The sequence below is a fragment of the Acetobacter aceti NBRC 14818 genome, from assembly GCF_000193495.2.
GTDB lineage: Bacteria > Pseudomonadota > Alphaproteobacteria > Acetobacterales > Acetobacteraceae > Acetobacter > Acetobacter aceti.
Map to the genome: position 1 here is coordinate 2,256,648 of NZ_AP023410.1, position 15,244 is coordinate 2,271,891.

A 15,244-nucleotide genomic window follows, 5' to 3' on the forward strand; every position below is an offset into this window, starting at 1 on the left:
CGCAGCAGAAACCCGCTACGGCCCTTTTCAATCAGTCATCAGAGTCCATCAGGCACAAAGACGAAGCATCTTTCCATGCGTCTCAAGACGATACGGTCCAGCTGCTGCAATCTGGATTTTGAGCAGTGCTTTTGTATTCGGCACTCTTTCACCCAGATCAAGAACGGCATCGCCATTGGTCCAGCGAACCGAACCATTTCCTTCAACGCCATGCCAACCAACATGAGACTGACCATCCAGATGGCTGTTGATAGCGCGCCCATAGGAGCGGCCTTCCAGCAGGGTCACGCTCCCCACCAGAACACCCAGCACACGACGGTCATCAACAAACGGACCGATGATATCGGACGGTCTGTCCGCACGCGAGCAGATCCGGATTTCCCTGACATTTTCAGGAATTTCGACAGTCACTACACCGTTCTTTTCGCCAAGACGACGCAGTGTCTGGCCGGAAAGCGTGCGGAACGACAGGTCTGATTTCCGTGTCAGAGATACTTTCGCCGGAGCTGCCAGACCAAGAACGCTCATTGCGCGAGCGGCGATGCTCTGGTGCAGGCCTTCCACTGTCTCACGGCTGGTGATCAGAGGGGCTGCCGCATCCGCCCACGTCAGGTGACGTGAGGTCAGCGAAACCAAAGCTCCCCCGGTGAACGAACGACGGTTACCAGTGTCGAGATAGCTTTCTGTGGCAACATTCTCAGCGAAAATGACGCTGTGACGCTCTGTCTCGACATGGAAGTAGCGATAGGACGTGACGGACCGGTCATAGAAAATGCTCGATCCGTTCACCAGCATCCGCACCGGCACAAAGCCACCTTCGAGATACAGACCGTGTTCAGCTGTAACCAGCAGATCAGCGGACGGAACATTCTCGGCGATGGCATCCTTCAGGATACGGACTGGATAACCCGCGTCCACATCATCCAGTTCCGGACGAATGACGGCGTTCTGGAATCCGACCCAGATGACTGGGCGGCTGCTCTCATCGGCGTCGACGACAATCAGTTCGTCACCGACTGACAGGTCTTCAACAGCAACATCACCGCGTGTCGTGCGGATCAGCGTACCCTCAACGAAGCAGACATCAGTCGCAACCGTGTTGATCAGCCAGTCGCCAGCAGCATCTTTCGAGAATGTGGAAGAACCCGGAACAAAACCGTCAGCCGTTTCGATGTGCGACAGCGTGTAGGTCTGACCGTTATCGAGACTGATGGTCAGCGAGTAGCTGCCGTCATCGTTTTTCGTATAAACAGCGGCCGTAGGTTGCGTGTTCAGATCTGCATCAATAGCGAAATGCGTGTTCGCATTGACTCCGACAAAAGTCGTATCAACCTGCTTCGTGTCGCCAGCCAGAACAAGCGTGTTATCGCTGTTGTCGAAGCTGATTGTGCTCGTGTTGCCATACAGACGTGCATAGAACGTGCTGTCATCAGTCATATTGATGTGCGGCAGATCGACCATCACCGAGTTGGCCTGCGTTCCCAGCGTGGAGTGCGACAGGTTCAGCGTGCCACCACCAGCAAGATGGCTACTGTCGAAAACGACATTTCCATCATTGCCTGTGATGTTCAGCGTGCCGTCCATGGCGCTGACGCCACCAAGCTCGACCTTCGCAGGCGTATCAATGTTCAGCACACCATTACCGCGAACCTCGAAACCCGCCGTCGAGAACACGTAGCTGTTCGGATTCTGGGGGTTATTGGCCGTAATGGTCAGTGTGGCATTCGGATTGACCGAAAGACTGACGAACTGTCCCACATTCTGCTGATCGGCAACGACATAAAGCGGATCAGTGTCTGAACCCGAAAGAGACGCGTGGAAGCAACTATCCGACTGCGGGATATCGCCCTGAGACCAGTTGCTGGTGTCAGACCAGCTTGCCGGATTGGCCGCCGTGCCTGTGCCGGTGAAGGCATCCGTAGCTACAGCTGAGTGGTTTGTGTAACCATTGGTCGTCGCTGCGGTTCCGGAACCCACACTGTCAGCATGCGTGACAACAGCCTGAAGCTGCTCATGCTGGGTTGTCGACGCATAGTCAGGCGTAACGGTGCTGGCATTCTGCTCTGTAAACAGCCAGTCGCCAGCAGCATCCTTGCTGAAAGACACCGAGCCGGGAACGAATCCATCAGCCGGCACGATATCGGACAGCGTCAGGGAGTGCCCGTTCGTGAAGGAGATGGTGTAGCTGTATGAGCCGTCGCCATTCGCCACCACATTGGCGCTGGCAGGCGTAACACCTTCAGTGCCGTTGATCGCAAACTGCGAATTTTCTGAAACGCCGTAAATGGCTGTCGAAATCGTCGAATCATTGGCGTCCAGAACAACCGTATTGGTCGAGGACGGATCAAATGTGATCGAGTTTCCGGTCGTGTTCCAGCCGGTATAAAGCGTGCTACCATTCTGGAGCGTGATGTCCATATCAGGGATATGGATCGGTGCTTCCGCACTGCCCAGCGTGGAGTTGACCAGGTTGAGCGTGCCGGTTCCGTTCAGGCTGTTGCCATCAAGAACAACCTTGCCCGGGTTATCAATGATCGTGATTGTACCACCACGATTCTGTGTATAGAGGCCCAGCTCCACCTGCGACGACGTATCGACGATCAGCTCGCCGGTCGGAGCAATTTCCATACCGTAGGTCGAGAATACGTTTCCGGCATCGGTTGAAGAGGCCTGCGCCGTAATCTTCAGGGTGCCATAATCACCGATGCTGAGGGAATGTATCTGCCCGTAGGAAACTGCATTCGCCACAGCGACAGCACGATCAGCTTCACTGGTGCCGGCAATTGTGGCTGCCTGGCATGTGTGACTTTGGGGGAGGTCGTCATTCGACCAGTTCGCGGGATCGAAAAAATCGTCCGACGTTGACCCATTCCAGTAAGTTGTAGTCATACGGACCTCGTTTGCTGAAAGCCGGCCGGAAACCGGACATCCGTCGCATACCCTTCAAAGAAGAATAGTCTGGATGTACACAGAAGATATTTATTGCAGATGCTTTTCGATAGACGCCTATACCAACTGTTAACTTATATCAAACGAATAACATGTAAAAAAAACGTATGTATAAGTAAGCTATTGTTTTTTTATGATTTTTATTTTAAATATAGAAAAATATTTACATTATATTTATTTGGTGTATTTTTATTTTTTTATTATTAATATAGTTATTTAAACCAAATACTTATAAAATAAACAATGTGTTTTATTTTAGATGATTCCGGACAGGAAAGCCTGGGTGATCAGGCATGGCCATGAATCGTTTTTGCGGCCTGCCTTGCTGCGGATGAATAATATCCCTCCAGGCGTCCCAGCAGTACATACGCATGGTAAAGTACCGCTTTCCGGTCGCCTTTCATGATATTGAAAAGAATTCCCCCGACGGGTCTGATCGCAAACTCAAGAAGCACGGCCCAGGGCGCGGCATTTTTGCGTAGCGCGTAACCCATACCCCTCGCATAACTTCTGGCACGGTTCAGATTGACACCACTGGGCTTATCCGGATGGATCACCTGAATTCGCGTGTCAAAATACCCTTTCACACCGTGCGCCAGCAGTCGCAGTCCCAGATCCTGTCCTTCAGCAGCCACAAATCGGCAACCGGGCCCCATGTTAGCGTCGAATCCGCCCACGGCTTCATAGGCCGTGCGACGAATGAACATGTTGAACTCCACAAGACCCGTCCAGATGTTGCTTTCATTCAGTTTTGCGCTTGCCGTCAGCCATCGTCCCATCTGTGACGGACGCCTATACTGATTCAACACGGCACCAGTCAGCAAACCCAGTGAAGGATGCTTTCGGAAGCCGGCATCGACCTGCTCCAGTGTATCCGGAAGATAAAGGCAGTCATCGTCTGGAAAAGCGATGATGTCGCCTGTCGCGTGGGACGCACCAACAATGCAGGCATAGCGACATTTGCGGACATCGATCCTGATATGTCTGATCGGCCAGATTCCCGAAAAATCTGCGACAACAGAATCGTAAATATCACTGCCACTCTGATCGACGAGAATGACTTCAAGATCACGAAACGTCTGTCGGGTCAGGGCCTCCAGAAACGCCTTCACATCCCGAGGACGATCGAGTGTCGGGATTACAAGGGAGAAACGCATCGACCTACCAGTTTATTCCGTATCTAAAAAAATCACTTATAGATCCAGAATATGCTCTGGTCTAAGCCGTCCGCGCAATACGTCCCTCCAGGCAAGCCAATTCCCTTTCATGCGCCCCTGCCGGTCGACCCATGGTTCCGGACGAAAACTTCTGACGACATTGATCAGGGTATGACGTCCAGCGCTGCGGAAAGCATGTCCCCAGAGATATGACCCCTTACGGGCGAGGTACAATGGGTTGACGATCTGGGAATATCCCAGACGCACGCCAGATGTTTTTCCTTTTTTGCTACCCAGATGAATACCCTGAGCGCCATCTCCCCGGACGATACGGCCGTAAGGCAGAATACGCCTTGAGAAATCAATATCTTCATACCAGGCGTACAGAGGCAGACGCTCATCAAAACGGGCAGCTGTGTGTCTGATCACATCCTGACGGAAAGCCATGTTGCAGCCGTAGGTATTAAAAACATCGACAATCGCATTGTCCTGCGACGATGAGGATCTGGCCAACGCGGCAAGCGCATGTTCCACCGTCAGTCCGGGACCGACTGCGCCATCCTCCAGAACCTTGCCAGTCACTCCGGCGATACGATTGTCACTTCTGAAAACGGCCAGCATTTTCTCGATATAATCGTGCTGCGGAAAGAAATCATCATCAAGAAACAGCACGATATCCTCATCCCGGGCATGGTCCAGAATGACGTTTCTTTGCGCCGGCAGACCACGACTACCCTGAAGCAGGACAAGGTCACATCCCGGTACAAGCGCGGGTGTGACGCCCTCTATATCAGTCGGATCTTTATAGCAGATGACAATCCTGTCGGGTCTTACACTCTGCCTGTTCAGTTCCCTAATGAGCGCGGCCAGAACTGGCGCACGTCCCGAAGTCGCCAAACCGACAATAACTTTCGGCTCACCCGGAAGATCCGTCATGATCTGCTTTCTTTCCAAAATCATCTGAAGGGACAACATACCACCTGACACCTCAGGCGCATCTGATCCAAACCAATAAACCCGCTTCGTACGGTTATTCCCACACAGAATACACGGCTGCGTTCTCTAAAATTCAAGGCAAGGGCGCGCCTTCAAACTCCAGCAGCCACATCTTGTCATCGACACCGCCATCACCGGAATAGCCGCCCAATCCATGCGCAGCCACGACACGATGGCAGGGAATCAGAACCGGCACAGGGTTTCGCCCAACAGCCTGCCCAACGGAACGGGCAGACCCGCCAACCTTTTCCGCGATCTGCTTATAGGTTCTGGTCTCTCCAAGTGGAATCTCACACAGCGCAGCCCAGACCTTTTTCTGGTAATCCGTCCCCCACGGTTTCATCGGATAAGGGAACGAACCTGTCGGCTTATCAAACCACTGATCCAGCCAGTCCCGCGCTTCGCACAGCAGAGGCGTCTCGGTCTGGTCACGTCCCCAGCCCCAATCCAGCGCGATGATCGCGCCGTCTTCTTCCGTTATCGTAAGAGGCCCCAACGGAGAGTGCAGGGATAACTGGGGCATGAAATCACTCCGACAAGATGACCGCACACATGCGGGCAGGACGTGCTACCTCTTGTCCGCGCCAGCCCGCCTCACGTCAATATTCACTTAAGATTTTCGGACGAGATACTGCACATCATGCCGTCAAACGCATCAGCTCATCACCACGCCCTGCCGCCGGTTTTTGCTCTCGCCACCGGATCGGGACGTGGCGCCATCGCCATCATGCGGGTCAGCGGCGCAGGCAGCGACCACATTCTCCGTAATCTCGCCGGACAACTTCCCGCACCACGCCGGGCATCTTTTCGCAAGATCTGGCGCAACGCAGCACAGCAGGAAGACCATCTGGACGACGCCGTTGTCATCTGGTCGCCCGGCCCCAACAGCTATACCGGCGAAGACAGTTTCGAGCTTCATCTTCATGCAGGGCCGGCTATTATCTCAGCTGTTGCCGACGCTCTGGTGGCAGCAGGAGCACGCCCAGCCGAACCCGGAGAATTCACCCGCCGGGCATTCATGCATGGCCGTGTCGACCTGACGGAAGCCGAGGGTATCGCGGATCTGATCGAAGCCGAGACAGAAGCACAGCGCAAGCAGGCTCTGGCTCAGGCTGACGGCGCTCTGGGGGCGCTTTACAAGAACTGGGCGAACAGACTGCGTGGCGTCCTTGCGCAACAGGAAGCCCTGATCGACTTCCCTGACGAAGAGCTTCCTCCGGAAGTGGAAGCCGCCCTTCTGGGTGAAATCGCAGCTCTTAATAACGAGATCCGCCACCACCTCGCCGATGGGGAACGCGGAGAGCGAATCCGGCGCGGGCTGGTCTTTTCCATTGCCGGCCCACCCAATGCCGGAAAGTCCAGCCTTCTGAATCTGCTGGCTGAACGCGATGCTGCAATCGTCTCTCCCATTGCGGGCACCACACGCGATACAATCGAAATCACGACCATTCTGGCCGGAGTGAAAGTTACATTCGTCGACACAGCGGGCCTGCGTGAGACCAGCGATCCGATCGAAGCAGAAGGCGTCCGGCGAGCGATGTTTCACGTGGAACATTCGGACTTCGTCCTGCAACTTTTTCCCTCAGACCAACCTTATCCTGAACCTCTTCCTCATGCGCTTCTCGTCTGCAACAAGACCGATCTGGCTCCTGCACCAGCCACTCTGAGCCTGCAGCCTGTTCTTGGAATCAGCCTGCAAACAGGCGATGGCGTTCCCGAACTGCGAAAAAGGCTTGAAAGTGAAGCGCTCAAACTGACACAAGGAAGCGGACCACCGCCCCTGACACGCGCACGCCATCGGGCCGCTGCGGAAGCTGCTTCGGCCAGTCTGGAAGCGGCTCTCAGTATGGACTGGCCGGAAATGCGCGGCGAAGAATTGCGTCTGGCCATGCGCGCACTCGGCCGACTGACTGGCGAAGTCGGCGTTGAAGATATACTGGATACCATCTTCGGTCAGTTCTGCATCGGGAAGTAAGAGGAAAGCATCATGGAAACGCAGTTCGATGTCATCGTCGTCGGAGGCGGGCACGCGGGCTGCGAGGCGGCCGCAGCGGCTGCCCGGTGCGGGGCGAAAACGGTTCTTCTCACCCATCGCATGGACACGGTCGGCGCCATGTCCTGCAACCCTGCCATCGGCGGCATCGGCAAGGGCCATCTTGTCCGCGAAATCGATGCGCTCGACGGACTGATGGGTCGCGCCGCTGACACCGCAGGAATCCACTTCAAACTTCTGAACCGCTCCAAAGGGCCTGCCGTGCATGGTCCGCGCGCGCAGGCTGATCGCGGTCTCTATCGCAGCGCGATCCATGATCTTCTCCGCGCCACCGACAATCTGACCATTATAGAGGCGGCTGTCGGCGATCTGATTCTGACACCAGAAGAAACTGTGGGCGGGGTCATTTGCGAAGATGGTCGACGTTTTCTGGCACCTTCAGTCGTGATCGCTGCCGGAACCTTTCTCAGAGGCATCATTCATTTTGGTCACGAGACCGAGCCTGCAGGACGCGTCGGCGACCTTCCCGCCAACGCTCTGGGCCTGCGTCTCGAAGCGCTGGGCCTGCCTATGGGCCGTCTCAAGACCGGCACCCCTGCCCGCATCGACCGCGCCAGCATTGACTGGGACTCGCTTCCGGAAGATCAGGGCGATGCCGAGCCAGAACCGTTTTCTTATCTGACGACCACCATCACCAATCCACAGGTGAGTTGCCGCATCACGGCAACCAACGAAAAGACTCACGCCATCATCCGTGAGCACATTCATCTTTCGGCCGTTTATGGAGGCGCCATCGCCGGACGCGGCCCTCGCTACTGCCCCTCCATTGAGGACAAGGTTGTCCGTTTTGCCGAAAAAACGTCCCACCAGATATTTCTGGAGCCGGAAGCGCTTCCCGGCAATCCGGGTGGTGATCTGGTCTACCCCAACGGCATTTCGACCAGCCTGCCGCCCTTTGTGCAGGAGCAGATGATCCGCACCATTCCCGGACTGGAGCAGGTCCGTATCGTCCGCCCCGGTTACGCTGTGGAGTATGATTACATTGACCCGCGGGCCCTCTCGCACTCGTTGGAACTTCGGGCGATCCCCGGCCTGTTTATGGCCGGACAGATCAACGGCACTACCGGTTATGAAGAAGCCGGTGCGCAGGGCCTTCTGGCCGGCATCAATGCCGCACGCCGAGCGGCCGGAAGCGAGGCGCTGACCATCAGCCGGAGCGAAGCCTATCTGGGCGTCATGATCGATGATCTTGTGACGCAGGGCGTCTCGGAACCGTATCGCATGTTCACCTCCCGCGCGGAGTATCGTCTGACTTTGCGGGCTGACAATGCCGATCTTCGCCTTACACCTCTCGGCATTGCCTGCGGATGTGTCGGCACGGAACGCGCCCGCCAGTTTGAGAAAATTAGCGAGGCGCTTCAGGCCGCGACCGAACGTGCCAAGGCAGAAACATGGCTTCCGACAGATATTGCCCACGCCGGCGGCACTGCCTCGCAGGATGGCCGCAGACGGTCGCTCTTCGAAATCATGGCGTCGGGCGGAGACACATCCATCGCCGGACGGCTGGCCCCGTGGTTTGCCGAGCTGCCACACCGCGTGCGTCTGCATGTGGAAACAGAGGCCCGCTACAGCGGTTATCTGATCCGGCAGGAGCGGGAAATCAGACAGCTTCACGCCGAGGCTGCCGTCACCATTCCTGAAAGTTTTGACTTCAGTCAGGTCGGCGGCCTGAGCGCGGAGATGAAAGAACGGTTCGAACGGGTGCGTCCGACCAACTTCGCCGCGGCCCAGAGAATTCCGGGCATCACTCCCTCGGCTCTGGTCGCCCTTCTCGCCCATATCAGGCAGGCCGCATGACCCCTACACCACCCGCCTCCATCCCCGGCGTTTCACGTGAAACGCTGGAACGCCTGATCTGTTTTGCTGATCTTCTGGTCCGGTGGACGGCGAAGATCAATCTGATTTCCCCCGGCGATGTGCCGCATCTATGGGAGCGTCATATCCTCGACAGTCTGCAACTCGTCCCGTTGATCGAGCGAGGTGCCCGCGTGACCGATCTCGGTTCGGGTGGTGGCTTTCCGGGGCTGATCATCGCTATCGCAGCTGACGCGGAAGTAACGCTGGTCGAATCAGATCGACGCAAGGCTGCCTTTCTGCGGGAAGCCAGCCGCGCCACCGGTTGCCGGACAACCGTCGTCAATCAGAGAATCGAAGCGGCCAACGTGCCGCCCGCCCCGGTCGTCACGGCGCGGGCTCTAGCAAATCTGTCCCAGCTTCTCACCTGGACAGAAAAACTTGTCACAGATGAAGGCTATGCGCTGTTTCTGAAGGGGCAGCAGGCCGCCGATGAGTTGACCAATGCCGAGCGCGACTGGCACATGACAGTCACACATATTCCCAGCCGCACTCCGGGCGGCACCATTCTGAAAATAAGCGATATCAGGCGTGTCTGAATCCAGAAAGAATACGAAAACTTCGAAACCAGCCTCGCATCCGGCACGCGGATCGGCCCAGCCCATTACCCTCGCTGTCGCCAACCAGAAAGGAGGCGTCGGCAAGACAACAACAGCCATCAATCTTGCAGCCGCCCTCGCCCAGAGCGGGCAGCGGGTTGTGCTGATCGACCTCGATCCACAGGGCAACGCTTCAACCGGAATCGGTGTGGAATATAACGCCCGCAAACACGGTTCCTACACCCTGCTCATGGGCGAGGCGGATGCCGCCGCGCTGGTGCAGAAGACCGACATCGAAAACCTTGGTGTGATCTCGGCCAGCACGGAGCTTGTCGGGGCAGAGATTGAGCTGATCACCGAAGATGAGCGTGAGCAGCGCCTGAAGTCCGCCATCAAGTCTCTGGCGGATTCCACTGATTATATCATCATCGATTGCCCACCGAGCCTCGGCCTGCTGACTCTCAATGCGCTCGTTGCCGCAGATGGCGTCATCGCTCCACTGCAATGCGAGTTTTTCGCGCTGGAGGGCATCAGCCATCTGACCCGCACCATCGAGAAAGTCAAAAAGCAGTTCAATCCGGCGCTCCAGACCACCGGTATTGTCCTGACAATGTATGATCGCCGCAACAATCTTTCCGAACTCGTCGCAGCCGATGCCCGCAGCTTCTTCGGCGAGGCTGTCATGGAAACCATCATCCCTCGCAACATTCGCATCTCCGAAGCCCAGAGCCATGGCACACCTGTCATGACCTATGACCCACGCTCCAGCGGTGCGACGTCCTACACGGCTCTTGCGCTTGAACTGCGCAAGCGTCTTGAAAACACGAGCAACTGAGGTTCCAAGCGTGAGCACGAAGAAATCCCCCGCCCGTCCACGTCTTGGTCGCGGACTCGCCGCCCTGCTTGGCGAACAGCCGGCTCCGGCGGAACCGACACCCACCACAGACGCAGGCGAAACAGCGGCTCCCCAGACGGTGCGCAACGGCGTTTCTTCATTGCCCGTCGAATCCCTGGAGCCCAGCCCCTTTCAGCCACGGCAGAACTTCGCACCTGAAGCGCTGAGTGAGCTTGCGGAATCCATCCGCGCACGGGGTATTCTTCAGCCTCTTCTGGCCCGTCCGCACCCGGACAAGCCCGGCACCTACCAGATCATCGGCGGTGAGCGGCGGTGGCGTGCGGCACAGCAGGCGGGACTGCATGACGTGCCGGTTCTGGTCCGCGAACTTGACGACACGGACGCCATGGCCGCCGCTCTGGTGGAGAACCTCCAGCGCGCAGATCTCAACCCGATGGAAGAAGCCGAAGGTTTCAGCCGTCTGATCGAGGATTACCGTCTCACGCAGGAGGAGCTGGCACGGGCCATCGGCAAATCCCGCCCGCACATCACAAACACCCTGCGGCTTCTGCGCCTTCCTGCAGCACTCCGCTCGGATGTCGTGGAAGGCCGCCTCTCGGCGGGCCATGCCAGAGCCCTTCTGGCACACCCCAACCCCGTAGCGGCTGCAAAGGATGTCATCGCACGGGATCTATCCGTCCGGCAGACTGAAGCGTTGGCCCAGAAAGCCCTCAAGGACGCCTCCCAGCCCGTGCAGCAGAAGCCGGCGCGGGAACGACGCGACCCCGAGATCGCCATGCTGGAGCGGGATCTCACGGCGAAACTCGGCCTTCCGGTCCAGATTCAGTTTGACGGCAAGGGCGGCACGCTCCGCTTTTCCTACCGTACACTCGACCAGCTTGATGGATTGCTCGCACTTCTTAACAGATAAGTGCGATTCCTCTCTTGCGTGAAAGCGAAACGGCTGTTAAAAGCCCGCCTTATTCCAAGCCTACGGGTCTGGAACTGGAAATCCTGGGCGCATAGCTCAGTTGGTAGAGCAGCTGACTCTTAATCAGCGGGTCCAAGGTTCGAGCCCTTGTGCGCCCACCAGGATTGCCCCCAACATTTCGAGAAATATTTCCCGGAACTGGCAGCGGTAGCCGGGTTCTGAAGCAAACAGCGACGACTGTAGTCGCAGGCAGGCATATATGCCGCTCTCCACAATAACCTCTACAACATATTGTGGTATACCGGGTCTTCAGACCTCGGCAGCAGACCAACACAAAATTGTCAGATGATGATTATTCGATCGCCATGAAACTTTTCATGCGCTGCGATGTTTGGTCATACGACAGCGACCTTCACCGGCAGTTAGAAACAAGAAAATACGCTGATCCGGATAAATAAAGCAGGTCGCATTATCTGTAAGAGGTTTTCATGTTCGCATCACGGCATATCGCCCTTGTCGCATCGTTCGGCATGGCTCTCGCCTCATTCAGCGCAGCTCATGCCCAGACCGCAGCCCAGCAGCTTCCAGCTGGCACGACCCTGTCGACCGCCCCGAATGGCGCTCTCCCTGTGACCAACCCGGCCAACGCTGCTTCCGCACCCACAGAAGGCGTGCAGATAGTGAAGGGCATTACCGGTGCGACTACCGCCGCAACCCCGGGTGCTCTCGGTAAAAACGGCCTGCCATCCATCGACAACGCCACACCCGGCAATGTCGCAGGCCTGCTGTCCTACTGCATTCACAAGAAATATGTGAACGGCACGACATCCCGCAGCGTCGCGCGCAAGCTGGCAAAGCGCGCCGACGTGAAAAACGACCAGAACTACTCGCTCGGTGGGCAGGGTCTGCTGTCGAACGCCACATCCACGCCGTTCGATATCTCCACGCTCGACAAGTCCAAGCGCGTCAGGCTGTGCAGCGACCTCACAAAGAAGGGGCAAGGGCTTCAGTAAGCTCTGCCCCTATAAGGTCGTCATTTACGAAAGCCGGCTGGAGCGATCAAGTCGGCTTTTCTGTGTCTGACAGTGGTGATGGGCCGAACCACCACACAGCGCCTTTTCGGCAAAACGTCACACGTCGCCCGGTGTCCGCTATTGTTCGCGTGCGGCGGATCGCGCACAATCAGCACCATGAATGCGCCCCGCGGCTCCCGCCCGACCAATACGCTCTCCCTCGCCTCTGCACTTCCAGAGACGACCTCGCCTGCCAGAGCCGCTCTCCAGACCGCTCTGACCCGCACGGCGCTCTCCATTGAACCACGGGAAGAACCCGCCCTTCTCAGGCGCATAGGACGCGCCCTGACACCCGGTGCGCAGGAAGTGCCCGACGAGGTCTTCATCAGCGCCCTCTGCGCCGTCAGACGCAAGCGCTGGGCCTCCCGCCTCATGGACCAGACCCGCCGCGACGGACGGATCTGGATTTCGCGCGAGGACATGGAGCAGGCAGCCTCCACCGTCGAGAAGCCCGACGCCACAGACGACGATCTCTTCGCGGCCCTCAAGCCCGTCATGGCGGCGCGTTTCCACGAGCTCGGCGATACGCCCAGAGAAGCGCTCGCAGGCATGCAGGCCGACCTGCTCGATACCGGGCGTGTTCTCTCCGCAGCCCAGACCGCACGGCTGGCGGACGCCATCGCCGATGCCTTCAACGTCTCCGACCGTGACCGCTTTGTCGGACGCGCGCAGGAAGCCGAGGAAGCCCGCGCCCGTCAGGAAGCCTCCATCCAGCAGACGGCCCGCGCCCGCCGCGAGAGCGAGGAGAAGCGCCTCGAAGACTGGGAAAGCAGCCTCGTCCGCTTTCAGGAAGTCCCCGCCATCCTGCGCTGCTCGCACCGCGAGGCCCTGCGCTGGATCGCCGAAAACCGTATCCCCGTCGCCCGCCGCATCCTCCAGAAAGACGGGCAGGAGCTGTGGGAGTTCGACCCCAACGAACTGATCGCCCTGCGCCCTGCCCTGCCCGAATGGCGTCGGATCAATGAAGAGTTCTTCGACCGCAAACAGAAGCGCGGACGTGACCGTGACGGACGACGGGACGCGCCGCTGCCGGAACCGCCCAAGGTCGGCAAGCACGTCGCCAACTCGGTCATCGCCCGCGTGGCGGCCCTCGACCGTTACGCCGCCCATTTCCGCACGGCCCGCGCCCTCGATCGCCGTATCACGCTCGTCACAGGCCCGACCAACAGCGGCAAGTCTCACACGGCGCTCGACGCGCTGGCGAAAGCCGAGAGCGGTCTTGCGCTCGCTCCCCTGCGTCTGCTGGCCCACGAGTTCCGCGAGGCGCTGGCGGCCCGTGGTGTGGAAGCCTCGCTCTCCACCGGTGAAGAGCGGATTGTCGCGCACGGCAGCAAGCATCTCGCCGCTACCGTGGAGATGTGCCCGTTCTTCAACCCCGTCGATGTCGCCATCATTGATGAGGCGCAGATGCTTTTCGACCCCGACCGGGGCGCCGCCTGGACCGCCGCGATCATGGGTGCGCCCGCCCGGCATCTCTACATTCTCGGCGCGCCGGAATGTATCCCGATGGTCCGCCGTATTGCCGAACTCTGCGGCGACCCGATCGACGAAATCTCCCTCCAGCGCAAAAGCCCGCTGAAAGCTGCGTCAGCCCCCGTCCGGCTCAACGAGCTTAAATCAGGCGACGCCCTGATCGCCTTCTCCCGTCGTGAAGTGCTCGACCTGCGCGCCGCCCTGATGGAGCGCGGTCGTCGCGTCGCCGTCGTCTATGGCGCGCTCAGCCCGGAAGTCCGCCGCGCCGAGGCCCAGCGTTTCAACTCGGGAGCCGCCGATATTCTGATCGCCACCGACGCCATCGGCATGGGGCTCAACCTCTCCATCCGTCGCGTGGTGTTCGCGGCCCTCAGAAAGTTCGACGGTCGCCAGACCCGCGATCTGACCATTCAGGAGGTCAAGCAGATCGGAGGCCGCGCAGGCCGTTACGGTAAGCACGAAGAAGGTATTGTCGCCGTGCTGGCCGACGCAGGCAGTCCGCGCTTCATTCGTGATCACCTCAACGCCGATCCGGTCCCACCCGACGAACTGCGTCCACTCGTGCAGCCGGATGCAGACATCGTCCGCGCCATCGCCACGGAAATCGGCTCCGACAGTCTCTACGGCGTGCTGGCCCGCATCCGTCGCGCCGTGCTTCGTCACGACGACCCCAACTATCGCCTGTCGGACATGGAGCAGCCCTTTGCCATTGCGTCGGCTCTGGAAGGCGTGGAAGGGCTCGATCTCACCCAGCGCTGGACCTACGCCATGTGTCCGGTCGATGACCGCGACAACGGCATCAGCCGCCTTGTCGGATGGGCCGCCGACCACGCCGCCGGAGCGCGTATCCCGCCGCCTGGTACCGGTCGTCTCCCTGCGCCCGACCGTGCGGGCCGGGAAGAGCTTGAACGCGCCGAGAAGCGCCACAAGCGCCTCGTCGCATGGCGCTGGCTGGCGCTGCGTTTCCCGGAGACCTATCCAGATCTGGAATCAGCCGAGGACACCACCCGCAAGCTCAACGAGTGGATCGAAAGTGTGCTGCGGCAGCAGAGCCGGACGCGGAAACAGAAAGAACGGCGGTAAGGTCGGGGGGAGTGTTGTGCCGGGAGTGAGGACGGGGCTTTGCCCCGGACCCCACCAAAGGCGGTGCCTTTGGAAACTTGGTGTTTTAGGGTTGATGGGGACAGTGGAAGCTGGCCTCTTGCGTCATTGCACATACTCAAAAAGAACAGAAATCTCTCAAGACAGGCCACTAATCTCCATAGCAATCTGTCAGGGCACCCTATTCTTCTTCATCAGCCTGTACTAAACGTTGCCGCAACCCCGAAATGATAAACCCATTTAGGGGCAGGCAAATTATTTGATCATTCACAACCATAGCAGG

General features: G+C 58.4%; 11 protein-coding genes and 1 tRNA gene. 8 read left to right on the forward strand and 4 right to left on the reverse strand.

What is annotated here, in order from left to right:
- Positions 1 to 48: 48 nt before the first annotated feature.
- From EMQ_RS10275 to EMQ_RS10290, 4 genes are all read right to left on the reverse strand, one after another.
- Complete coding sequence (locus EMQ_RS10275) at positions 49 to 2,889, reverse strand: Hint domain-containing protein (RefSeq protein WP_010668052.1); 2,841 nt, start codon at positions 2,887 to 2,889, stop codon at positions 49 to 51.
- 347 nt (positions 2,890 to 3,236) lie between these two features.
- The gene (locus EMQ_RS10280) at positions 3,237 to 4,106 is read right to left on the reverse strand and encodes a glycosyltransferase family 2 protein (RefSeq protein ID WP_010669242.1); all 870 of its coding nucleotides are present in this window, start codon (positions 4,104 to 4,106) and stop codon (positions 3,237 to 3,239) included.
- A 36-nt stretch (positions 4,107 to 4,142) separates the two neighbouring features.
- Positions 4,143 to 5,042, reverse strand: coding sequence for a glycosyltransferase family 2 protein (locus EMQ_RS10285; RefSeq protein ID WP_026200087.1), 900 nt, complete (start codon positions 5,040 to 5,042; stop codon positions 4,143 to 4,145).
- 133 nt (positions 5,043 to 5,175) lie between these two features.
- Positions 5,176 to 5,625: a methylated-DNA--[protein]-cysteine S-methyltransferase gene (locus EMQ_RS10290; protein ID WP_010669018.1), complete on the reverse strand. Its 450-nt coding sequence runs from the start codon at positions 5,623 to 5,625 to the stop codon at positions 5,176 to 5,178.
- A gap of 117 nt (positions 5,626 to 5,742) precedes the next feature.
- Between EMQ_RS10290 and mnmE the strand changes: the two genes are divergently transcribed.
- The 8 genes from mnmE (at position 5,743) to EMQ_RS10330 (ending at position 14,943) form a co-directional block, all read left to right on the forward strand.
- Complete coding sequence (gene mnmE / locus EMQ_RS10295) at positions 5,743 to 7,077, forward strand: tRNA uridine-5-carboxymethylaminomethyl(34) synthesis GTPase MnmE (protein WP_010669017.1); 1,335 nt, start codon at positions 5,743 to 5,745, stop codon at positions 7,075 to 7,077.
- A 12-nt stretch (positions 7,078 to 7,089) separates the two neighbouring features.
- Positions 7,090 to 8,952 (forward strand): tRNA uridine-5-carboxymethylaminomethyl(34) synthesis enzyme MnmG, encoded by a 1,863-nt coding sequence (gene mnmG, locus EMQ_RS10300; protein ID WP_010669016.1) that lies wholly within the window; start codon positions 7,090 to 7,092, stop codon positions 8,950 to 8,952.
- Positions 8,949 to 9,548: a 16S rRNA (guanine(527)-N(7))-methyltransferase RsmG gene (gene rsmG / locus EMQ_RS10305; protein ID WP_010669015.1), complete on the forward strand. Its 600-nt coding sequence runs from the start codon at positions 8,949 to 8,951 to the stop codon at positions 9,546 to 9,548. Before mnmG ends, rsmG begins: the two co-directional genes overlap by 4 nt.
- 64 nt (positions 9,549 to 9,612) lie before the next feature.
- Positions 9,613 to 10,383 (forward strand): ParA family protein, encoded by a 771-nt coding sequence (locus EMQ_RS10310; RefSeq protein ID WP_026200085.1) that lies wholly within the window; start codon positions 9,613 to 9,615, stop codon positions 10,381 to 10,383.
- 10 nt (positions 10,384 to 10,393) lie between these two features.
- Positions 10,394 to 11,314, forward strand: coding sequence for a ParB/RepB/Spo0J family partition protein (locus EMQ_RS10315; RefSeq protein ID WP_018308046.1), 921 nt, complete (start codon positions 10,394 to 10,396; stop codon positions 11,312 to 11,314).
- Positions 11,315 to 11,399: 85 nt separating this feature from the next.
- Positions 11,400 to 11,475: transfer RNA gene (locus EMQ_RS10320), tRNA-Lys, on the forward strand.
- 369 nt (positions 11,476 to 11,844) lie between these two features.
- A complete protein-coding gene (locus EMQ_RS10325; RefSeq protein ID WP_373278058.1) occupies positions 11,845 to 12,327 on the forward strand; it encodes a DUF2501 domain-containing protein in 483 nt (160 codons plus the stop codon).
- A gap of 177 nt (positions 12,328 to 12,504) precedes the next feature.
- Entirely contained in the window at positions 12,505 to 14,943 is a 2,439-nt protein-coding gene (locus tag EMQ_RS10330) for a helicase-related protein (protein WP_010666863.1), read from the forward strand.
- The last annotated feature ends 301 nt before the right edge of the window (positions 14,944 to 15,244 follow it).